Annotated in this window: 20 protein-coding genes; 14 read left to right on the forward strand and 6 right to left on the reverse strand. The window is 53.7% G+C overall.

The features are described from left to right. The first annotated feature begins 133 nt into the window (after positions 1-133). Together BS640_RS04990 and mgtE are read left to right on the forward strand one after the other, a co-directional pair. Entirely contained in the window at positions 134-319 is a 186-nt protein-coding gene (locus BS640_RS04990; RefSeq protein ID WP_084912107.1) for a YfgG family protein, read from the forward strand. 65 nt (positions 320-384) lie between these two features. Beyond that, complete coding sequence (gene mgtE / locus BS640_RS04995) at positions 385-1,818, forward strand: magnesium transporter (protein ID WP_084912108.1); 1,434 nt, start codon at positions 385-387, stop codon at positions 1,816-1,818. A 94-nt stretch (positions 1,819-1,912) separates the two neighbouring features. Here the strand turns inward: mgtE and BS640_RS05000 are convergent, their stop codons facing one another. The 5 genes from BS640_RS05000 to alkA all read right to left on the reverse strand — a co-directional run bounded on the left by BS640_RS05000 (position 1,913) and on the right by alkA (position 6,329). Then, complete coding sequence (locus BS640_RS05000; RefSeq protein ID WP_017493834.1) at positions 1,913-2,095, reverse strand: DUF2474 domain-containing protein; 183 nt, start codon at positions 2,093-2,095, stop codon at positions 1,913-1,915. 72 nt (positions 2,096-2,167) lie between these two features. Further along, positions 2,168-3,175, reverse strand: coding sequence for a cytochrome d ubiquinol oxidase subunit II (cydB, locus tag BS640_RS05005; protein ID WP_084912109.1), 1,008 nt, complete (start codon positions 3,173-3,175; stop codon positions 2,168-2,170). A 10-nt stretch (positions 3,176-3,185) separates the two neighbouring features. Further along, positions 3,186-4,592 carry a cytochrome ubiquinol oxidase subunit I gene (locus tag BS640_RS05010; protein ID WP_084912110.1) on the reverse strand — a complete coding sequence of 469 codons (1,407 nt, stop codon included), beginning with the start codon at positions 4,590-4,592 and terminating at the stop codon, positions 3,186-3,188. A gap of 182 nt (positions 4,593-4,774) precedes the next feature. Next, positions 4,775-5,164, reverse strand: a complete 390-nt coding sequence (locus tag BS640_RS22355; protein WP_376783551.1) for a hypothetical protein — start codon at positions 5,162-5,164, stop codon at positions 4,775-4,777. A gap of 277 nt (positions 5,165-5,441) precedes the next feature. Further along, entirely contained in the window at positions 5,442-6,329 is an 888-nt protein-coding gene (gene alkA / locus BS640_RS05020; RefSeq protein ID WP_084912111.1) for a DNA-3-methyladenine glycosylase 2, read from the reverse strand. A 386-nt stretch (positions 6,330-6,715) separates the two neighbouring features. Between alkA and yegD the strand changes: the two genes are divergently transcribed. Beyond that, complete coding sequence (yegD, locus tag BS640_RS05025) at positions 6,716-8,068, forward strand: molecular chaperone (protein ID WP_017492404.1); 1,353 nt, start codon at positions 6,716-6,718, stop codon at positions 8,066-8,068. 90 nt (positions 8,069-8,158) lie between these two features. Here the strand turns inward: yegD and BS640_RS05030 are convergent, their stop codons facing one another. Then, positions 8,159-9,115, reverse strand: a complete 957-nt coding sequence (locus tag BS640_RS05030; protein WP_017492403.1) for an aldo/keto reductase — start codon at positions 9,113-9,115, stop codon at positions 8,159-8,161. Between the two features lie 429 nt (positions 9,116-9,544). Between BS640_RS05030 and mdtD the strand changes: the two genes are divergently transcribed. From mdtD to BS640_RS05085, 11 genes are all read left to right on the forward strand, one after another. After that, positions 9,545-10,999, forward strand: a complete 1,455-nt coding sequence (mdtD, locus tag BS640_RS05035; RefSeq protein ID WP_084912112.1) for a multidrug transporter subunit MdtD — start codon at positions 9,545-9,547, stop codon at positions 10,997-10,999. Next, positions 10,996-12,387 carry an envelope stress sensor histidine kinase BaeS gene (gene baeS, locus BS640_RS05040; protein ID WP_084912113.1) on the forward strand — a complete coding sequence of 464 codons (1,392 nt, stop codon included), beginning with the start codon at positions 10,996-10,998 and terminating at the stop codon, positions 12,385-12,387. The genes mdtD and baeS overlap by 4 nt, the downstream gene beginning before the upstream one ends. Further along, the gene (baeR, locus tag BS640_RS05045; protein WP_017492401.1) at positions 12,387-13,106 is read left to right on the forward strand and encodes an envelope stress response regulator BaeR; all 720 of its coding nucleotides are present in this window, start codon (positions 12,387-12,389) and stop codon (positions 13,104-13,106) included. Before baeS ends, baeR begins: the two co-directional genes overlap by 1 nt. Positions 13,107-13,225: 119 nt before the next feature. Continuing rightward, entirely contained in the window at positions 13,226-13,570 is a 345-nt protein-coding gene (locus tag BS640_RS05050; protein ID WP_017492400.1) for a YegP family protein, read from the forward strand. A 228-nt stretch (positions 13,571-13,798) separates the two neighbouring features. Next, positions 13,799-15,181: a prephenate-dependent tRNA uridine(34) hydroxylase TrhP gene (gene trhP, locus BS640_RS05055; protein WP_017492398.1), complete on the forward strand. Its 1,383-nt coding sequence runs from the start codon at positions 13,799-13,801 to the stop codon at positions 15,179-15,181. 413 nt (positions 15,182-15,594) lie between these two features. Then, a complete protein-coding gene (yegS, locus tag BS640_RS05060) occupies positions 15,595-16,494 on the forward strand; it encodes a lipid kinase YegS (protein ID WP_017492397.1) in 900 nt (299 codons plus the stop codon). Positions 16,495-16,675: 181 nt separating this feature from the next. Then, on the forward strand, positions 16,676-17,890 hold the full coding sequence (gene manD, locus BS640_RS05065; protein ID WP_084912114.1) for a D-mannonate dehydratase ManD: 1,215 nt from the start codon (positions 16,676-16,678) through the stop codon (positions 17,888-17,890). 31 nt (positions 17,891-17,921) lie between these two features. Further along, a complete protein-coding gene (locus BS640_RS05070) occupies positions 17,922-18,935 on the forward strand; it encodes a Zn-dependent oxidoreductase (RefSeq protein ID WP_084912115.1) in 1,014 nt (337 codons plus the stop codon). A 121-nt stretch (positions 18,936-19,056) separates the two neighbouring features. Then, complete coding sequence (locus BS640_RS05075; RefSeq protein ID WP_017492394.1) at positions 19,057-20,346, forward strand: MFS transporter; 1,290 nt, start codon at positions 19,057-19,059, stop codon at positions 20,344-20,346. 47 nt (positions 20,347-20,393) lie between these two features. After that, positions 20,394-21,740, forward strand: coding sequence for an MFS transporter (locus BS640_RS05080; protein ID WP_017492393.1), 1,347 nt, complete (start codon positions 20,394-20,396; stop codon positions 21,738-21,740). A gap of 126 nt (positions 21,741-21,866) precedes the next feature. Next, a complete protein-coding gene (locus BS640_RS05085; RefSeq protein ID WP_017492392.1) occupies positions 21,867-22,553 on the forward strand; it encodes a GntR family transcriptional regulator in 687 nt (228 codons plus the stop codon). Positions 22,554-22,649 lie beyond the last annotated feature (96 nt).

Genomic DNA, 22,649 nt, shown 5'->3' on the forward strand with positions numbered 1-22,649 from the left:
ATACCACTCTCTACGGTCCGTTTTAGCTAGATGATCCTGGCATTCTGCTATATATTAAACATACATTATAGAGACCATTGTTTTACTATTTCGGAGCTCATCGGCCCACTTCAGATAGACTAAAGAAGCCACTATGCGTAAAAAATACAACATCAAGATGACCAGAATTATTCTGACGATCAGCTTTATTATCCTGTTTGGTCGCCTCATCTATGCCGCGATCGGGTCCTATTCCCATCATAAAAATCAGCAGCAGGCCCAGATTGAACAACCCGTGACACCCGTTTCGTCACAAGACTCGTCAGAAAAAGCGCCCTAATTGTTGGTCATTTTGTTGGTTTTTCGCCCCAGCAATTTTGTTTACAGATAGCAGAAGGACTCTGAATGTCAGCAGCAAAACCGCAGAACCACTCTCAGAAATTGGCGGAAGTTCGTCACCATATCCTTGATTTACTGCTTAATAATGATGATTTAGCCGACAGTATTCTCGGCGAAAAAACCGCAGACCCGCGCAACACCTTGCTGATGGACCAAACCGCGGATCTTAGCGCCAGCGTCGCCACCCTGCACGCCGCCGACCTCGCCGATATTCTTGAAGCTCTGCCTGAACACCAGCGTCTGGCGCTGTGGAGTCTGGTCGAACCCTCGGTGCGCGGCAAGGCGCTGGTCGAGGTTTCGGAAACCGTATGGGACAGCCTGATTGAGGAGATGAGCGACAGAGACCTGCTCCGCGCCATCGCCTATCTGGATCTCGACGATCAGGTTTATCTGGCCGAATACCTGCCGCGTGACCTGACCGGCCGCGTCCTCACCTCGCTGGAGCCCCGCCTGCGTGACAAAGTCCGCGAGGTGATGAAATTCGGCAAGAGCTCGGTGGGCAGAATAATGGATTTCGAGCTGTTGACTATTCGCCCGGACGTCACGCTTGCCGCCGTGCAACGCTATCTGCGCTTTCGCAAAATCATTCCTAAAGGCAGCGACAAACTGTTCGTCACCGACCGCAATAACCTGCTGCTGGGTGAACTGCCGTTGACCACCGTGCTGCTCAATGCGCCGCTGCAACGGGTTGAGGAGGTCATGAACGACGATCCGACCACTTTCAGCCCAGACGACAAAGCCGACGACGCGGCCAGCGCTTTTGAACGATACGACCTGATAACCGCTCCGGTGGTAGACCTGAAAGGCAAGCTGATGGGCCGCCTGACGGTCGAGTCGATTGTTGATTTCGTTAACGAAGATTCAGACGCTAACCTGCGCCGTATGGGCGGTATCAGCCCGGAGGAAGACGTCTTTTCCCCGGTCGGCAAGGCGGTGAAAAATCGTTGGGCGTGGCTCGCCATTAACCTGTGTACCGCCTTTGTTGCCTCAAGGGTGATTGGGTTGTTTGAGCACACGATTTCCGAGCTGGTCGCGCTGGCGGCGCTGATGCCCATCGTTGCCGGTATCGGCGGCAACACCGGTAATCAGACCATTACGATGATCGTGCGCGGACTGGCGCTGCATCAGGTTCAGTTAAGCAATATGCCGTTCCTGCTGTTGAGGGAACTTGGCGTAGCCTTGATAAACGGGCTTATCTGGGGCGGTTTGATGGGTGTCGTCACCTGGCTGCTGTACGGCAATATGGCGATGGGCGCAGTCATGACGTTAGCAATGGTGCTGAATTTACTGGTGGCTGCACTGATGGGGGTGTTGATTCCGCTGACGATGGTGCGACTCGGGCGTGACCCGGCGCTGGGCTCCAGCGTGATGATTACGGCACTCACTGACACCGGCGGATTCTTTATCTTCCTCGGACTGGCGACAATCTTCCTGCTTTAATTCGCTTACAAGCCGCTCCCTGAAATTCAGGGAGCGATGTGGTCTATCCCAACATACTCGCAGCTAACTTTCCCGAACACGCACTCAGGGCGGATTAGCCGTGGGTTTTCATACCGGCTGCGAACATCAGGATGTGGAAGGCACTGGCCACGACTAAAAGGGCTAAAACGCTGCCGCCGTAGATAAGCACTAACCAGGAAATCTTTTTCCAGAAGGAGACGCTTTTCGCCGGAACGGTTTTGTCATCCATCTGTTGAATTGTAATAAGACTTTTCATTCAGTCCTCCAATCTTTTAAACATAAGGGGCAAGGCTCGCCCTGCCCCTTTAATCATAACTTCACTACGTTATCAGTGGTAACCCTGGTCCGGCGTGACTTTGCCGCGGAACACATGGTAGCCCCAGAAGGTGTAGAACAGGATGATTGGGATAATGATCAGCGCACCCACCAGGATGAAGCCCTGACTTGCTGGTGGCGAAGCGGCCTGCCAGAAAGTGATGGACGGTGGAATAATGTTTGGCCATACGCTGATACCCAAACCGCTATAACCCAGGAATACCAGTACCAGAGTCAGAATAAACGGCGAGTAGTGTGCATTACGGTTAACCGCTTTCACAATAAAGAAGGACACCAGCAGAACCAAAACAGGCACTGGCAGGAACCAGAACAAGTTAGGTGTGCTGAACCAACGGTGTGCGATGTCGGCGTGAGTCATTGGCGTCCAGATACTGACGACTGCCAATACTGCAAGCAGTACGAACAGCAGTGGCTTAGCCAGGTCATGCATACGCTGTTGCAGGCTGCCTTCAGTTTTCAGGATAAGCCAGGTACAACCCAGCAGAGCGTAGGCAACAATCAGGCCCAGCCCGCAGAACACGGTAAACGGCGTCAGCCAGTCCATCGCACCGCCAGCGTAGACGCGGTTAACCACCGGCAGACCGTCGATGAAGGCGCCCAGAACCACACCCTGACAGAAGGTCGCTATTACGGAACCCCAAATGAAGGATTTGTCCCAGATGTGACGCTTCTCTTCGCTCGCCTTGAAACGGAACTCAAAGGCAACACCACGGAAGATCAGGCCAAACAGCATGATAGTCAGCGGCATGGCCAGCGCGTCAAGGATGACCGAGTAAGCCAGTGGGAACGCACCATAAAGGCCCGCACCACCCAGCACCAGCCAGGTTTCGTTGCCGTCCCAAACAGGGGCAACGGTGTTCATCATAACGTCACGGTCTTCGCTCTTTTTAACGAACGGATACAGCAGACCAATACCTAAATCGAAACCATCCATAACGACATACATCATGATGCCGAATACGATAATGACGAACCAGATCAACGGTAAATCGATACCCATTATCAGCTCCTTAACTTAATTTTTCATCTACAGCAGACAGAGGACGAGCTGGGGTACGTTGTTTACCCGGGCCACCATCTTCATGATGTTCGCCTTCGTGCTCCTGAGGACCTTTCTTGATCAGACGCATCATGTAGCCGTAGCCGACGCCAAATACTGAGCAATAGATAACAACAAAGGCAATCAGGGTAATGCTCATGTGTACAACACCGTGCGCTGAAACAGCGTCTTTGGTACGTTGCAGACCATAAACAACCCAAGGCTGACGACCCACTTCAGTGGTGATCCAACCCGCCAGCAGAGCAATCAGACCAGAAGGTCCCATGCACAGCATGAAGCGCAGGAAGGTTTTGTTGGTGTAAAGGGTACCGCGTTTACGCATCCACAGACCGACGAAGCCAGACAGGATCATCAGCATACCCAGACCCGCCATGATGCGGAATGTCCAGAAGATGATGGTAGAGTCAGGACGGTCTTCTTTCGGGAATGACTTCAGCGCAGGGATCTGCTTGGTCAGACTGTGCGTCAGGATGATGCTTCCGAGATCGGGAATTTCAATCTTGTACTTAGTCTCTTCGGCGGTCATGTCAGGCCAGCCTACCAGCACCAGCGGAGATGGCTTGTCATCTGGATTTTCCCAGTGGCCTTCAATCGCTGCGATTTTAGCAGGTTCGTATTTCAGGGTGTTCAGTCCGTGCGCATCGCCCACCACTGCCTGAATAGGAGACACGATCAGCGCCATCCACATTGCCATGGAGAACATTTTACGTGTTGCAGGCGTGTTGTTTCCGCGCAGCAGGTGGTAAGCAGCAGAAGAAGCCACGAAGAATGCAGATGCCAGGAACGCCGCAATACTCATGTGGAACAAGCGGTACGGGAATGACGGGTTGAAAATAACTTTCAGCCAGTCAACTGGAACAATCAGGCCGTTAACGATGCTATAACCCTGCGGCGTGTGCATGAAGCTGTTCGACGCCAGGATCCAGAAGGTTGAGATGATAGTTCCCAGAGCAACCATGCAGGTGGAGAAGAAGTGCAGACCAGGTCCAACACGATTCCAACCAAACAGCATAACGCCCAGGAAGCCAGCCTCCAGGAAGAACGCGGTCAGTACTTCATAGGTCAACAGGGGACCGGTGATGTTACCCGCGAAGTCAGAGAATCCACTCCAGTTGGTACCAAATTGATAGGCCATGACCAGACCAGAAACCACGCCCATACCGAAGTTTACGGCGAAGATTTTGGACCAGAAATGATACAGATCACGATAGGAATCTTGTTTAGTTTTTAGCCAGAGCCCTTCAAGGACAGCCAGAAAACTCGCCAAACCTATGGTGATCGCCGGGAAAATAATGTGAAACGACACTGTAAAGGCGAACTGGGTCCTTGCAAGATCCAGTGCAGTTAAGCCAAACATGGCATTACCTCAGATTGCATAGAAAGTTTCATAAGACAGACAGTCAGTTTGTTCGAAAAAAAGTCACAGCAGTCCAGATGCCAAAGCAGCACCCAATAACCAAGAGACTAAAATAAAATCAAATTTTTGTGGCGAGCCACGGGTACAACACGATGTCTGTATGTATAAACGCAGGTGATCAGTTAAAACGGTGGAGCGCGGGGTTGAAACTCCAACTGTTTAAAGAAGCTCAACAGCGGAGAATCGAAATGTTCTCTGGGTACGAAAGCACTGAGATTACCCGACCACTGAAGCATTACATTTCCCAAGCTAATTATAGACAACTGGTCAATTAATGCACAATGAGAGCAAGGTAAATCTTCATGCACCGAGACATCATTCGCCGACGCGTTCAACTGCATTTGCATGCGGCTGAGTTGTTCTGAGATTGATGACTGATGGTCCTTCATACCGGTTGCAATGACTCTATTTGCCCCTGATACAAAGCTCGCTACCGAACCCGTCGCGACAGACGTTTTCGCAGCGCCCATACTAAAGTGGTCCAGAGATCGGGAGATCGCTGGCGTCAGCATTAATATGAGGATCGCGAAGATACCCCACCACGCAGGTGAGAAACTTCGAGAAGAATTGATCAGGATTAAAGACACATTCAGCCTAATGCAGTAGAGACAATTTCGGTTCGTATGAATTGTACGTGTATTTCTTTAAAATGTTAAAAAACTTTCGGCCACTTTGTGCGGTTTTTTGATTTCAAATCCTGACGATGTAAATAGGATTTCATTTATTTAATAACTGCATCCTTACAGACATCATGGGATAACATTTATTACCATCAAATTTAACAATTGATTATTCTGGTTTCCAATTCGGGCTATTCCAAATAAGTAACGTAGCGTAACTTCTCCAGGGTTTCCAAATTTCGGCATAGCGATTTATTGTTCCAGGCGTCATATTTGGGAACCGCTGCTTTATTAAATAGTCGCTGTGTAAAAAGAGGTCTCTCTCGCCCCAGGCGCGCATAGCAATGTAGCTGGCGGTCCAGCCGCCGATCCCCGGCATCGCCAGCAGCTGCTTCATCCCCTGCCGTGCATCGGTAATGCCGTAGAGCGGCAACTCCCCGTTTTCTATCGATTTTGCCAGATTAATCAGGCATGCCGCACGCTTGGCCTGCACGCCGAGGGCGCGCAGCGCATCCACTTCAAGTGCTGCTACGCGGGCCGGGGTGGGAAACAAGTGCGTCAACGCTTCGTAGGGCGTATCAATCGTCTCGCCGCACAGCCTGGCCAGTCTGGTGCAGAAGGTTGCCGCCATCTTGACGCTGACCAGCTGGCCAAGAATGGCGCGGACCGCAAGCTCGAAGCTGTCGATACAGCCGGGCAAGCGCAGCCCCGCCGCCTCTTCCGCTAATGGCCCCAGTGCCTGCGCGATGGCCTGCGGGTCAGCGTCCAAATCCAGCAGATTGCGCACTCTTCGTTTTACCGTCTCGATGTGTGGCACGAGAGAAAGAGAGACCTCCAGCTCAACGGCGTGCAGGCTTTCCCGGGGCCGCCAACTGAGCCAGCCGCTGACGCTTACATCCTCTTCCTTTATTGCCAGCGTTCTTTTATAGCTGAAACCTTCGGGCCCCTGGTCGTCAAACTGTTCAATGCCTGCGAGCGCCCTCGCCCCGAGAAAGGCGGTCATCCAGCCCCAGTCATAAGGAGGATTATAAGGAAGGAGATATTTTGCGTTGGCCACCGGGAAGTCCTTAATAAATGGTTAACATCAGACAGATTAATAAATGTAGCCTACGCGGCGCGAAGGCCTGCATCAGCGCCGTAGAGTCATCATTAGCTAAAGATTGTCTTAGTCAACAGCCTTTAATGAAATATGACCGGACGATAGGGTTAGAGTTATTCGTTAATTGTGAATATTTTGTTTTATCAAGTTAAATAATATAGGCGGTTTATTTGAGCAATGAAATCATCGGCGATAAAAAATGCCGCTAATTTGTTCGCAGCTGGGGTCTTTTTTATCCGTCATTTGTTAACAACCCTTCTTCCCTCTTTATCTCCTACTTCCTTCTTGCCTGCCGGCAACGACTCCGGTAAAGTCGCCCCCCTTCTTTGGCATGGGGAACCGTGATGTTTATTGGATTTGACTACGGTACGGCGAATTGCTCCGTCGCCGTGATGCGTGACAACGACGCAGAGCTTTTGGCGTTAGAAAATGGCGATGCCTATTTGCCTTCCATGCTTTGTGCACCGACGCGTGAAGCAGTCAGTGAATGCTTGCATCGTCACTGGCAGGTACCAACGGGCAGCGATGAGAATCAGCAGCTGTTGCGCCGCAGCATGAGCTTCAACCGTGAAGAAGATATTCAGGTCAACAGCAACAGCGTGCACTTCGGTCTACAGGCGCTGGCGACCTATATGGAAGATCCGGAAGACGTTTACTTCGTGCGGTCGCCGAAGTCGTTCCTCGGGGCCAACGGCCTTAAGCCGCAGCAGATAGCTCTGTTTGAAGACCTGGTCTGCGCCATGATGTTCCACATCAAGCGCCAGGCCGAATCGGTGGTACAGCAGACCATCGAGCAGACCGTGATTGGTCGCCCGATCAACTTCCAGGGTATGGGTGGCGAAGAAGCCAACCGTCAGGCGCAGGGTATCCTTGAACGTGCCGCGGCGCGTGCCGGTTTCCGCGATGTGGCCTTCCAGTTCGAGCCGGTCGCAGCGGGTCTGGACTTTGAGGCTACGCTGACCGAAGACAAAACCGTGCTGGTGGTCGATATCGGCGGCGGTACCACCGACTGCTCCGTGCTGTTGATGGGACCGAGCTGGCGCGGCAAGGCTGAGCGTCAGCACAGCCTGCTGGGCCATAGCGGCTGCCGCGTAGGCGGTAACGATCTGGACATCATGACCGCTTTCAAACAGCTGACCCCGCAGTTTGGCATGGGCAGCGAATCACAGAAAGGCATCGCGATGCCGTCATTGCCCTTCTGGAATGCGGTTGCCACCAACGACGTTCCCGCGCAGCAAGATTTCTACAGCGTGGCAAACGGCCGTATGCTTCGCGACATGATCCGTGATGCGGCGAATCCCGATCAGGTTAAACGCCTGCTGAAGGTCCACCAGCAGCGCCTGAGCTACCGTCTGGTGCGGGCGGCGGAGGAGAGCAAGATTGCGCTGTCCGAACGCCAGAGCGTTACCGCCGCATTGGACTTTATCGAGTCGGGTCTGGCGGAAAGCATCAGCCAACAGCAGCTCAGCGAAGCCATCGCGCAGCCGCTGGAACGCATTCAGGAGCAGGTCAGCCTTGCGCTTGCCAGCAGCGACATCAAGCCGGACGTCATCTATCTGACCGGCGGTAGTGCGCGCTCACCTCTGTTGCGTACAGCATTGCAGGAACAGCTGCCGGGTATCCCGCTGGTCGGGGGCAACGATTTTGGCTCGGTTACCGCCGGTCTGGCGCGCTGGGCGCAAACGCTGTTCCGTTAACAGCGACCGACCGCCTGATAAAAGAAAAGCGCCAGACTCACGTCGGCGCTTTTCTTGTTTATTAACCGGCTAACCGGTCAAAACCAGGCATTACTTCCAGGCGCTGGCCTTATCCAGAGCCTCGATGTCGCCTTTGTCGAGTTTCAATTTGGTGGCCAGAGAGAGATCCTCAAGCTGCTTCAACGAGGTGGCACTCACGATAGGCGCGGTGATGCTCGGACGCGCAATCAGCCAGGCCAGCGAAACCTGCGTCGGAGACGCGCGGTGTTTCTCGGAAATTTCATCCAGCGCCTGAATGATTTTGTGCCCGCGATCGTTAAGGTATTTTTCAACCACACCGCCGCCGCGCTTACTCTTGGTGGCGTCTTCCTTGCTGCGGTATTTACCCGACAGGAATCCGCTCGCCAGCGAATAGTAGTTGATCACGCCAACGTCATTGTCGGTCACCACTTTCTCCAGACCTGACTCATAGTCTTTGCGGTCGTAGAGGTTGTACTCGGGTTGCAGCGTCTCGTAACGCGCCAGACCCTGCTCTTTGGAAACTTTCAGCGCCTCGGCGAAGCGGGTCGCCGAATAGTTGGAGCCGCCGATGGCACGAACCTTACCTTCTTTGATCAGTTCATCGAAAGTGGCAAGCGTGTCGGCTAACGGAGTGTCTTCGTCATCTTTATGCGCCTGATACAGGTCGATGTAGTCCGTTTGCAGACGCTTGAGCGAGTTTTCAACCGACTGTCTAATGTAGCTCGGGGACAGGCCTTTTTGACCGTCGCCCATCTCCATGCCCACCTTGGTCGCCAGAACAATTTTATCGCGCTTGCCGCTCTTCTTCAGCCAGTTACCGATGATGGTCTCCGACTCACCGCCCTGATTACCCTCGGCCCAGCGAGAGTATACGTCGGCAGTATCGATAAAATTAAGTTGGTGTTCCAAAAGCGCATCAAGAACGCTGAAAGAGGTCGATTGGTCGATAGTCCAGCCAAATACGTTGCCGCCAAAGGTCAGCAAAGGAACCTGGATACCGGAACGACCCAATTCTCTTTTACTCATCATGCTCTCCTTTTTCTGATGACTTACTATGAATGAAGAATTTGATTAGCCTGCAAATCACAGTACTAACCTTAGCACCTTGAGCCGATAATACTCAGTCATCATCACCCGGTTTTATTGTCACAGAATGAAAGGGACTCCTTATTTCCTCCATTTTTTCACCCCCGAGATTCGCTAAACTGTGCAACGATGTGAAGGTGATTTCTGCTCGCTAAAATAAAAAATCAACGAATCAGAACGTTGAATGAAGTCCGCCAAGGAAGGCGTTAACGTAAAAGTCCGGATTTCTAGGGTCGACGCGGGTGCTCTATCCGCTTATGCTTTTATTCTCTGTCTATTTCCACGGGTATTCGGTAAGCCAGAAAAGCTGAATCAACGCAGTGAGCAATAACCTCAATTTAGGCACTATTTATTGGGCACGACAAATCGATGACTGAGGCTACAGGAACCACCCTACCTATTTCAGTGCGCTGGCAGCTATGGATTGTCGCCTTCGGCTTCTTTATGCAGTCCCTCGACACCACCATCGTCAACACCGCCCTGCCTTCGATGGCCGTAAGCCTCGGCGTGAACCCGCTACACATGCACAGCGTGGTGGTTGCCTACGTGCTCACCGTGGCGGTGATGCTGCCCGCCAGCGGCTGGCTGGCCGACAAGGTTGGCGTCAAATGGGTGTTCTTCTCGGCCATCGTGCTGTTTACCCTCGGCTCACTGCTCTGCGCGCAGTCGACCACGCTGCAACAGCTGGTGATGTCGCGCGTGCTGCAAGGAGTCGGCGGTGCGATGATGGTGCCGGTCGGGCGGCTGACGGTACTCAAGATAGTGCCACGCAGTGAATACATGGCGGCCATGACCTTCGTCACCCTGCCCGGACAGATTGGCCCGCTGATGGGCCCGGCGCTCGGCGGTTTTCTGGTGCAGTACGCCAGCTGGCACTGGATCTTCCTGATTAACCTGCCCGTGGGGCTGGCAGGCGCTATCGCCACGCTCACGCTGATGCCAAACTACAAGATGCAGACGCGGCGCTTCGACATCAGCGGCTTTGTCATGCTGGCGGTCTGCATGGCAACCCTCACGCTGGCGCTGGAAGGAAACAAAGGCCTGGGCCTTTCGCCGCTGACGCTGGTCGCCCTGGTCATCGTCGGTGCGGCGGCGCTCGGCGCTTATTGGCTGCACGCGCGCGGCAATCTCTCGGCGCTTTTTTCGCTGCGCCTGTTTCACACCAAAACCTTTTCCATTGGGCTAACCGGCAGTTTCCTCGGCCGCATCGGCAGCGGCATGCTGCCGTTTATGACGCCGGTATTCCTGCAACTGGGAATGGGCTTTACCCCGTTCCACGCGGGGCTGATGATGATCCCGATGGTGCTCGGCAGCATGGGGATGAAACGTATTGTCGTCAGGCTGGTCAATAAGCTCGGCTATCGCCGGGCGCTGGTGAGTGCCACGCTGCTGCTTTCTGTAATAACCCTTTGCATGCCGCTGGTCGCCATTTACGGCGCCTATTGGATGATCCCGGTGGTGCTGTTCTTCCAGGGCATGGTCAACTCTCTGCGCTTCTCATCGATGAATACGCTGACGCTCAAAGATTTACCGCCGCGTCTTGCCAGCAGCGGTAACAGCCTGCTGTCGATGATTATGCAGCTTTCCATGAGTCTGGGGGTGAGCGTAGCCGGCATTCTGATTGGCCTGTTTGCCCATCAGCAGATAGACCCCGGCAGCGACGCGATGCAAAGCGCCTTCATTTATTGCTATTTCTGCATGACGCTTATCATTGCCTTCCCAGCGTGGATTTTCCTGCGCGTACCGGACGAATCGCAAACCAACGTCATCCTTGATCGCCGCCACAACGCCACGGCCTCCTCCGACCCAGCGAGAAAATCATGAAACCAGGTATCACCGCCAAGCTGTTTCTGGCCATCTTTCTCACCAGCAGTCTGGTGATGGTCACCATGAACTGGGGCGTTCGAATGAGCTTCGAGCGGGGCTTCATCGACTATATCCGCCACGGCAACGAGCAGCGGGTGGAGATGATCGCCGACTATCTTCAGCAGCAGTACGAGCAGCACGGCAACTGGGATTTCGTTAAAAATAACGATAAAGCCGTCTACCAGATGATGCACACCTTCGACCAGAACGACGAAAACAGTCAGATTTTGCCACCGGTCGGCTGGCGGACAAAATTCTGGATACTCGACAGCAGCAATCAGCGCATCGCCGGTTCCGAGTCGGATATCCCGCCCGATTTGGTCGGCACCGGGCGACAAATGAGGGTCAAAGGCGAGCTTATTGGCACCGTAGTCTCCACCCCCGCCGAGCGCCTGACCCGCAATGCCGACATCAACTTTGACCAGCAGCAGAGACGCACCAGCTGGATAATCATGGGTTTCACCACGCTGCTTGCCGCCGCCGTCACCTGGCTGCTCTCGCGCGGCATGCTGGCGCCGGTGAAAAGGCTGGTCAAAGGCACCCATCAGCTGGCCGCCGGTGATTTCAGCAGCCGGGTCGAGGTGGGCACTCAGGATGAACTCGGCAAGCTGGCGCAAGACTTTAACCAACTGGCGATGACGCTGGAAAAAAATGAGCAGATGCGGCGCGCCTTTATGGCCGATATCTCGCACGAGCTGCGCACGCCGCTGGCGGTGCTGCGCGGTGAGCTCGAGGCAATACAGGACGGCGTGAGGAAAATGTCAATGGAGTCGCTGGCCTCGCTACAGTCCGAGGTCGCTATCCTGACCAAGCTGGTTGACGACCTCTACCAGCTGTCGCTGTCCGACGCGGGCGCGTTGGCCTACCGCAAGGAAGAGACCGACGCCGTGCATCTGATTCAACTGGCCGAGGCCGCCTTTCGCGAACGCTTCCACGCCAAGCAGCTGCATCTGACCAGCACGCTGCCCGACAAGGCGCCGATATTTGGCGATCCGCATCGGCTTTCCCAACTGTTTAATAATCTGCTTGAAAATAGCCTGCGCTATACTGATTCAGGTGGCGGTCTGGATATTATCGCCACCCGTCGTGACAAGTGCCTACAGGTTTATTTTCAGGACAGCGCACCGGGCCTGAACGAAGAGCAGCTTCTGCGGATATTTGAGCGTTTTTACCGTACAGAAGGATCGCGTAACCGCGCCAGTGGCGGTTCCGGTCTCGGGTTGGCTATCTGCCAGAACATCGTCGAGGCCCACGGAGGTAAAATCAGAGCCGAGCATTCTCCAACGGGTGGCATCAGGATTATCCTGCAGCTGCCACTTTCACTTCCTAGCGGACAAAGAATGTAATGAATGAATTCGCCCATGCGGAAGCACAACCGCTTAAAATTTTGATCGTTGAAGATGAACCCAAGCTCGGCCAACTGCTGGTGGATTACCTACAGGCTGCGGGCTATGCCACCGAGTGGCTGACCAACGGCAACGACGTGGTGCCGCTGGTGCAGAGCAATCCACCGACCATGATCTTGCTTGACCTGATGCTGCCCGGCAGCAGCGGGCTTAGTATCTGCCGTGATATCCGGCAGTTTTCTGATATTCCAATCATGATGGTGACGGCGAAAACCGAAGAGATCGACCGCCTGCTCGGGCTTGAGATCGGTGCCGATGACTATATCTGCAAACCTTACAGCCCGCGCGAAGTCGTGGCACGCGTTAAAACCATTTTGCGTCGCTGCTACCGCCCGAACGAACCGATGGCCGACGGCGTAGGGCTACACATCGACGAAGGCTGTTTCCAGGCACATTATCAGGGCGTTGAACTGGACCTGACTCCCGCTGAATTCCGCCTGCTCAAGACGCTGTCGATAAAACCGGGCTACGTGTTCACTCGTGAAGCGTTGCTAAACAATCTGTACGATGATTACCGCGTGGTGACCGACAGGACCATCGACAGCCACATCAAAAATCTTCGCCGCAAGCTGGAGTCTATCGACGGTGACAAGGCGTTTATCCGCGCCGTCTATGGGGTAGGCTACCGATGGGAAGCAGATCCTTGTCGGTTAACATAAGTCTGCTGCATATGTCACAAATTCATCTGAAAATCTAAAGTAACGGGTTTTTCCTGCGGTTGAAAATTAACCATTGGCTATAATGAGTGATGGATTATTCAACTACTGGAGGTACCTTTATGGCGACGGGTCACTATGATCTTAAAAAAGCGAAGAACGGACAGTTTCACTTTAACCTGAAGGCCGGTAACGGAGAAGTTATCCTTAGCAGCGAAATGTACGCCAGCAAAGCGTCTGCTGAGAATGGAATTACTTCTGTGCAAATCAATGCCGCCGACGAAGGACAATATGAGATCAAGCCCAGTAAAGACGGGCAGCACTATTTTGTGCTGCGGGCAAAAAATCATCAGGTCATTGGCGTCAGTGAAATGTACACAGCTGCAAGTGCTGCTCAAAAGGGCATGAAGTCGGTAGTCCAAAATGGTCCGAGTACGGACATTCGCGATCTGACGACTCATCACTAGCTAAACTTGAGCACCTTGGTGTGAAACTCGGTGTGAAATACGACGCTGCCCCGTAAAGGCAGCGTCAATAGTTTTAAAGAAGTTGATCTGCATCATTCCAACCGCAAATAGCCTTAATCCCCTACTTCTCTTCGCTATTTTCATCGCTACAATTCCGGCCTTTCTCCCCCGCAGCGTCTATCGTCGCGGCCCTGACCTGAAATCAGACAATAGCCATAGAGACTCGCCATGTTAACCCCAGAACTCCTCTCGCCCGCCGGTACGCTCAAGAATATGCGTTACGCCTTTGCCTACGGTGCCGACGCCGTGTACGCCGGTCAGCCGCGCTACAGCCTTCGGGTCCGCAATAACGAATTCAATCATCAGAATCTGGCGCTCGGTATCGCCGAAGCGCATGCGCTGGGCAAGAGATTTTACGTAGTCGTCAACATCGCGCCGCACAATGCCAAGCTGAAAACCTTTCTGCGCGATCTCCAGCCGGTGATCGACATGCAGCCTGACGCATTGATCATGTCAGATCCGGGCCTGATCATGATGGTGAGAGAGGCTTTTCCACAGATGGAGATACACCTGTCGGTGCAGGCCAATGCGGTAAACTGGGCAACGGTCAAATTCTGGCAGCAGATGGGGCTCGGCCGCGTCATTCTCTCTCGTGAACTGTCGCTGGAGGAGATAGCCGAGATCCGCAAGCAGGTTCCTGAAATGGAGCTTGAGGTGTTTGTGCATGGCGCGCTTTGCATGGCGTATTCCGGCCGTTGTCTCCTTTCAGGCTACATCAATAAACGCGATCCGAATCAGGGGACCTGCACCAACGCCTGCCGCTGGGAATACAAGGTTCAGGAAGGCAAAGAGGATGAGGTCGGCAATATCGTCCACCAGCACCCGCCTGTCGCCATTAAGCAAATTGAAACGGTCACGCCAACCTTAGGCGCAGGGCAACCAACGGACCGCGTATTTATGCTCGAGGAAGCCCTCAATCCGGGTGAGCACATGAGTGCGTTCGAAGACGAGCACGGCACCTATATTATGAACTCCAAAGATTTGCGGGCCATCGAACACGTTGCCAGCCTGACGCAGATGGGCGTGCATTCATTAAAAATTGAGGGTCGCACCAAGTCGTTTTATTACTGTGCCCGCACGGCGCAGGTCTACCGCCGCGCCATTGACGATGCCGTCGCCGGTAAGCCCTTTGACCCGACGCTGCTCACCACGCTAGAAGGCCTCGCCCATCGCGGCTACACCGAGGGTTTTCTTCGTCGTCACGTGCATCAGGCGCAGCAGAATTACGACTATGGTTTCTCCGTCAGCAACAGACAGCAGTTTGCCGGCGAATTCACCGGACAACGCGGCAGTGGGCGTAACGAAGGCTGGGCCGAGGTTGACGTCAAAAATCGTTTCTCGGTCGGCGACAGCATCGAAATCATGACCCCCGAAGGTAACGTGCAGTTTTTCATACAACAGATGCATAACAAGAAAGGGGAAGACATCGACGTCGCACCGGGAAACGGCCACTTTGTTTATTTGCCGGTGCCGCAGGAAATGCCTTTGGCCTTCGCGATTCTATTAAGGAATCTGCTGGATAATACTAATACCCGTAATCCAAACCTTTAATTAAATCAATAAACACCGTTTCAATGCGGTGTTTATTTCCACTTTAGATGCAAAAACTAGAATTTGATCACAATACGGCTTCGGCCTTTCGGGTTAATATATTTCCCGCAGCAAGACCCGAATGGAAAAAAACCGTATAAAACAGTCACCACCTCTTCGCCGGCTCAAACACCCTTGAGCTGGCACTATTTTATTTGTACCTTATCCCGTTTTTCCCTCCTCATTAATAATTAATTAACACCTTGCTAATTTAAAAATATATTAATAGTTAATGGCTCAGCTGTTTAATTACTGCGCAATTATTACCATTAATCTCAGGCCTGTTGGCGCTTTTCCTTGAAAATTCTTATGGCTATTAGTAACAATAATCATTTACTTTATAGCCATAGACTAAATTAAGCATGGAGGGTGCAATGAAGGTTCAGACACAGGCACTGCTGATAATCAATGGAAAAGGTGCCAGCAATGAAGCCCTACGCGAGGCGGTGTACAACCTGCGAGCAGAAGGCGTAGAGCTTGCCGTTCGCGTCACCTGGGAGCACGGCGATGCCGCACGCTACGTGATTGAAGCCATTGAGCTCGGCGTTGAAACGGTGATTGCCGGCGGAGGTGATGGCACCATCAACGAAGTCGCGAGCGCCCTTATCACCCATTCAACGGATTCGCGCCCTGCCCTGGGGATTATTCCACTTGGCACCGCCAATGACTTTGCCACCAGTTGCAGCATCCCAATTGAGATGGATCAGGCGCTGAAGCTCGCCGTTCAGGGCCGTGCGACGGATATCGATCTGGCGCGCGTCAACAACGAGCACTATTTTATCAACATGGCGACCGGCGGTTTCGGCACGCGGATCACCACCGAAACGCCCGAAAAACTCAAGTCTGCGCTGGGGGGCGTTTCATACTTTATCCACGGCCTGTTGAGAATGGATACCCTCAAAGCCGACCGCTGCGAGATTACTGGCCCCGACTTCACATGGCAAGGCGATGCGCTGGTCATTGGCATTGGCAATGGACGTCAGGCCGGCGGCGGTCAGGTGATTTGTCCCGACGCACTGATCAACGACGGGCTGATACAGCTCCGCCTGCTGACGGCGGAAGAGCTGTTGCCATCGTTTCTGCGCAGCCTACTGAGCGACGAAGAGAACAAGAATATTCTCTCGGCCTCGCTGCCGTGGTTGGAAATCAATGCCCCTCACGATATGACCTTTAACCTCGACGGTGAACCGCTCACCGGAAAGCATTTTCGCATCGACATCCTGCCAAATGCGCTACAGTGCCGCCTGCCGCCACACTGTGCACTGCTGGGGTAATCCCCGGCAGTTTTGCTTTACCGCTTCCTTCTGCACGTCCCCGACTGAGTGAATAACAATCGCGCAACAAACTGTGATCTCATCCTGCAAAAATCGATCTGCATACTTGTATGGTAGTTAGATAAGGGCGTATTTTTTCATCAATGCATAACGCCTGTTCTCCTGCAAAAGGTCTTGTCTGATGAAAATAGTTAACGCCGAAGTGTTCGTTACCTGCCCAGGTCGCAACTTTGTGACCCTCAAAATTACCACCGACGACGGCCTCACCGGCCTGGGTGATGCCACGTTGAACGGTCGTGAACTGCCCGTAGCCTCTTATCTGAAAGACCATGTCTGCCCGCAGCTGATAGGCCGCGACGCGCATCAGATTGAGGATATCTGGCAGTTTTTCTACAAGGGCGCGTACTGGCGTCGTGGCCCTGTCACTATGTCGGCGATTTCAGCCGTTGACGTGGCGCTGTGGGACATCAAGGCCAAGGCCGCCAACATGCCGCTTTATCAGTTGCTGGGCGGCGCATCGCGCACCGGCGTGATGGTGTACTGCCACACCACCGGCCATTCTGTCGATGAAGTGCTGGAAGACTATGCGCGCCACAAAGAAGAAGGTTTCAAGGCCATTCGCGTGCAGTGCGGCGTACCGGGGATGAAAACCAGCTATGGCGTCACCAAAGGCAAAGGCTTGGCCTACGAACCGGCCACCAAAGGCAATTGGCCAGAGGAACAGCTGTGGTCGACTGAAAAATACCTCGATTTCACCCCAAAACTGTTCGAGGCGGTGCGTAATAAATATGGTTTTAACGAGCACCTGCTGCACGACATGCACCACCGCCTGACGCCGATTGAAGCCGCGCGGTTCGGCAAGAGCGTCGAGGACTATCGCCTGTTCTGGATGGAGGATCCGACGCCAGCTGAAAATCAGGAATGTTTCCGACTGATCCGCCAGCATACCGTCACGCCGATCGCCGTCGGCGAGGTCTTTAACAGTATCTGGGACTGTAAACAGCTGATTGAAGAGCAGTTGATCGACTATATCCGCACCACTATCACCCACGCCGGTGGGGTGACCGGTATGCGCCGCATCGCCGACTTCGCCTCGCTGTATCAGGTGCGTACCGGATCGCACGGCCCGTCGGATCTGTCGCCGGTGTGCATGGCCGCCGCGCTGCACTTCGACCTGTGGGTGCCGAACTTCGGCGTGCAGGAATACATGGGTTATTCCGAGCAGATGCTCGAGGTGTTCCCACATAACTGGACCTTCGATAACGGCTACATGCATCCGGGCGAAAAACCGGGGATAGGCATCGAATTCGACGAGAAGCTGGCGGCGAAATATCCCTACGATCCGGCGTATCTGCCCGTCGCAAGACTGGAAGACGGCACGCTGTGGAGCTGGTAATCGAATCAACGCCTTCATTGAGAGCAACATCATGAAAAGTATTGTTATTCAGCAACCGGGTAAACTGACTATCGAGACCCGCCCGCTGCTGCAACCTGCACCGGGAGAGGTGCGCATAAAAGTCAGCTACGCCGGTATCTGCGGCTCGGACGTACACATTTTTCACGGCCACAACCCCTTCGCCAAATACCCACGGGTCATCGGCCACGAGTTCTTCGGCCATATAGACAGCGTGGGCCAAGGCGTTGACCCGGCGCGCATCGGCGAACGCGTGGTGATTGACCCGGTGGTCAGCTGCGGCCATTGCTATCCCTGCTCGGTAGGTCGTCCCAATGTGTGCAGCGAATTGCAGGTTATCGGTGTACACCGTGATGGAGGATTCAGCGACTACGCCGTCGCCCCGGCGCAAAACGCCTATCAAGTGCCGCCGTCAATTCCCGATTCACTCGCCAGCATGGTTGAACCTTTTACTATCGCGGCCAACATCACCGCCTTCCTGAAGCCGACGCCTCAGGATACCGCCCTGGTTTATGGCGCGGGCCCAATGGGGCTGACGGTGATTCAGGTTCTCAAGGGCGTTTACGGCGTGCAGAAGGTCATTGTGACTGACCGCATCGATGAACGCCTGCAAATGGCACGCGAGAACGGGGCAGACTGGGCTATCAACAATCAGCATCAGTCGGTGGCAGAACCGTTGGCGGTGGAAAACATACGCCCAACGCTGGTGATTGACGCCGCCTGTCATCCGGCCATTTTGCAGGAGGCCATCAACGTCGCCTCTCCTGCCGCTCGCATCGGTATGATGGGGTTCTCCGGCGAGGCCAGCAGCATCACGCAGCAAAGCATTACCAGTAAAGAAATTTCACTGTTCTCGTCGCGCCTCAACAGCCATCGTTTTCCGCAGGTTATTGAGTGGATGTCGCAGGGCAAGCTTAATCCCGAAAAACTGGTGACGCACTGTATGCCAGGTGAAGAGATTGAAGCCGCAATGACCTTATTCGAGAAAGATCAGCGCGCCTGCTGCAAAGTGCTGCTCAAGTTTTAATGCTTTATTTATGGGCCTGAAATTTGAGGCCCATTTATTTAATACCAAAAGTCTTAACCCTGAATACCCTAATTAAAAACCTCACGCATCACTATTAAAATAACACCAAGTGGAGCTGCTCATGTTTAAGAATCTACGCTGGATCATCGTACTCCTGCTGTGTCTGGTCTACATGATAAATTACCTCGATCGCGTTGCACTTTCGATTACTGTCCCGATGATAGAGAAAGAGCTGACTATTAATCCCGAGCAGTTTGGGATGATATTTGGCAGCTTCTTCTTCGGCTACGCCATATTTAATTTCCTTGGCGGATTAGCGGTCGATAAATTTGGCCCGACGTTAGTCATGGGTCTCGCCGTCGGGCTGTGGTCAATATTCTGCGGCATGACCGCCATCGCCACCGGTTTTTATTCGATGCTGATTTTGCGGGTATTATTCGGCATGGCCGAAGGCCCTATCTGCGCATCGGCGAATAAAATGATCAACGGCTGGTTTCCGAAAAAACAGGCCGCGACCGCGATGGGCTTACTCAGCGCCGGATCACCGCTCGGCGGAGCAGTCGCTGGCCCGATTGTCGGCTATCTGGCGATTTCTTTCGGCTGGCGTCCGGCATTTATGATTATCGCCTCAATAGGTATTGTCTGGATGCTGGTATGGTTCTTCACTGCTGCCGATAATCCAGAGAAAAGTCATCGCGTTACCGAGCATGAGCGCCAGTGGGTTAATCGGTTGAAAACCGAGAAAATCAATGACGAAGAGGACCTGACCCAATCTGCGCAGACGCTGGGGTATTATCTGCGCCAGCCTATTATTCTGGTCACCGCCTTCGCCTTCTTCTGCTACAACTATATTCTGTTTTTCTTCTTAAGCTGGTTCCCGGCGTATCTGGTGCAGGCGCACGGCTTGAATATTAAAGAGATGAGTCTGACGACGGTTATTCCGTGGATTGTCGGATTCTTTGGTCTGGCACTCGGCGGTATTATTTCCGATAAAATATTTAACCTCACTGGCCGCCTGCTGTTATCACGCAAAATTGTGTTGGTCGTCAGCCTGTTGGCGGCAGCGATTTGCGTCGCGCTGGCGGGCGTAGTGACCCGCGTGGTACCCGCGGTAATGCTGATGTCGGTGTCTATTTTCTTCCTCTACACCACCGGCGCAATTTATTGGGCGATTATTCAGGACGTGGTGCATAAATCGAAAGTCGGCAGCGCCAGCGGCTTTATTCATCTCATCGGCAGCGTGTCCGGCATTATTGGTCCGATTGCCACCGGCTTTATTGTGCAAAATACCGGTCACTTCGACAGCGCCTTTATTCTGGCCGGTGGCGTGGCGGCGCTGGGCGCAATTCTGGTGTTCTTTGTTATCAAACCACCAAAACATCAGCCCCAGACCCGTATCTCTCACTCCTGAGCCCATTCCCCCGGCCTGACGGTCGGGGATACCTGGAGCACCCTACAATGACACAGGTTTCAACCTCGTCTCAGGCCGCGATGTCTCAGCAAGAACGTTCGCTGTTAAAACGCGTCGCCGGAGCATCGGCCATCGGCACGGCCGCCGAGTACTACGACTTTTTTGCCTACGGAACCGCAGCCGTGCTGTTCTTCGGCCAGCTGTTCTTCCCGAGCTCTGATCCGCTGGTCAGCACGCTGGCGGCCTTTGCCACCTATGCCGTCGGATTTCTGGCCCGCCCGCTTGGCGGTATCGTCTTCGGCCACATCGGCGACAAGGTCGGCCGCAAGAAGGCGCTGGTCATCACCATTTTGATTGTCGGGCTGGGCACCTTCTGTATCGGCCTGCTGCCCACCTATGAAAAAATTGGCTTCTGGGCGCCGGTATTATTGATTCTGATCCGCGTGCTGCAAGGATTTGGCGTCGGCGGCGAACAGGCAGGCGCGGTGCTAATGACCGCCGAATATTCGCGCCCTGAACGTCGTGGATTCTTCGCCAGCTGGGTGCAGATTGGCGCGCCGCTTGGCTTTTTGCTGCCCTCGGCCCTGTTTGCGGTGCTGAACTCACAGCTTAGCGCCGAACAAATGCTGGCCTGGGGATGGCGCATTCCGTTCCTGATTAGCCTGCTGCTGGTGATTATTGGCTTGTTTATCCGCTTACGAATTGACGAATCACCGGTTTTCGCTGAAATCCGTAAAACCAAAGCGGTCGAGTCGCGGCCGGTTATCGAGGTGATTCGCCGCTATCCCGGCATTATCGTCAAAGGCGTGTGCGCGAAGCTTATCGAGGCCTGCGCCTTCGCGATGTTTACCGTTATCGTGCTCGCCTTCGGCAAGGCCAATCACCTCAGCGCCAGCGTGCTGCTCGATACGATGATTGTTGCGGTGATTCTGGAAATTATTTCGATACCGCTGATGGGTAAACTTTCCGATAAAGTCGGCCGCAGGCCGGTTTACATGGCTGGTACTCTGCTGCTAGTGATAGGTATCGTGCCTTTCTTTCTGGTGTTGAAGCAGGACACCTTCTGGATGACGCAGATAGCGATGATTCTGGCGCTGACCTTTGGCCACAGCATGTGCTATGCCCCGCAGGCGTCATACTTTCCGGAGCTGTTCCCCACCCGCATTCGCTGTAGCGGCATCGCGCTAATTTGGCAGATTGGCTCACTCATTGGCAGCGGCGTGCTGGGATTGGTGGCGGTCAAAATCCTGCAGGCGACCGGCGGCGATTACCATGGGCTAGCTATTTATATGATTGTACTAGGTATCATCTCTTTTATCGGCCTAATGCTCATGCCAGAAACCGCACCCGGCGTGCGCGGTAGCGAATACCACAGCTGGGGAGAAAAACGCTAAACCTTGGCGGGCAAAGTCTTTTCAGACATAGGCCTTTGCCCGCAGCCAAAACAACATCCAGCGCAAAACCTCTTGGAAAGTCATGCTATTATGAGGCTATCTCAATTTCGGAATTCCGCCTTCGCCATGACAGAATCTTATGAGTTGAACGGTAACGTACCGGTAAATCAGCAAATTTATCGCACCCTGCGACAGGATATCGTTGCCTGCGTGATACCGCCCGGCGCGTTTCTTTCCGAAAAAGAAATCTCGGCACGGTTCAACGTTTCCCGCCAGCCGGTCCGCGAGGCCTTTATCAAGCTGGCCGAGGCCGGACTGGTCCAGGTGCTGCCTCAGCGCGGCACCTTCGTGATGAAGATTTCAGCCAAACGCGTTGCCGATGGGCGTTTTATTCGCGAGGCGCTGGAGACGGCGGTTATTCGCCGGGCGGCAGGCGTAGTGACAGACCACGACCTCTCTCTGCTGGCACACAATCTTCAACGCCAGGAACTGGCGGCAAAAAGCCATCAGGCGCAGGAGTTTTTGCAGCTGGATGACGAATTTCACCGCCTGATTGCACAGATTATTGACTGCCGACTGGCGTGGGAAACGATTGAGAATATCAAGGCCACCATGGACCGTGTGCGCTTCTTTTCACTGAGCAAAGTCTCTCCACCAGAAAATCTTATCGCCCAGCATTACACTATCTATGCCGCCCTCGAGGCAAGAGACCCCGACGCCGCCGAGCAGGCGCTGCGTGCCCATTTGCAGGAGATGATCTTCTCTATCACGCCCATCGCGGAACAAAACAGCGAATGGTTCGACGTCGAATAACGGCAATCAACCGCAAATAGAGTGCGATCCGCTCCACGTTTTATGCAGTCCGAGCCAACCTGTATAACAGGGTAGAGTAAGCTAACTACCACGACT

Source organism: Rouxiella badensis (assembly GCF_002093665.1).
Taxonomy (GTDB): domain Bacteria; phylum Pseudomonadota; class Gammaproteobacteria; order Enterobacterales; family Enterobacteriaceae; genus Rouxiella; species Rouxiella badensis.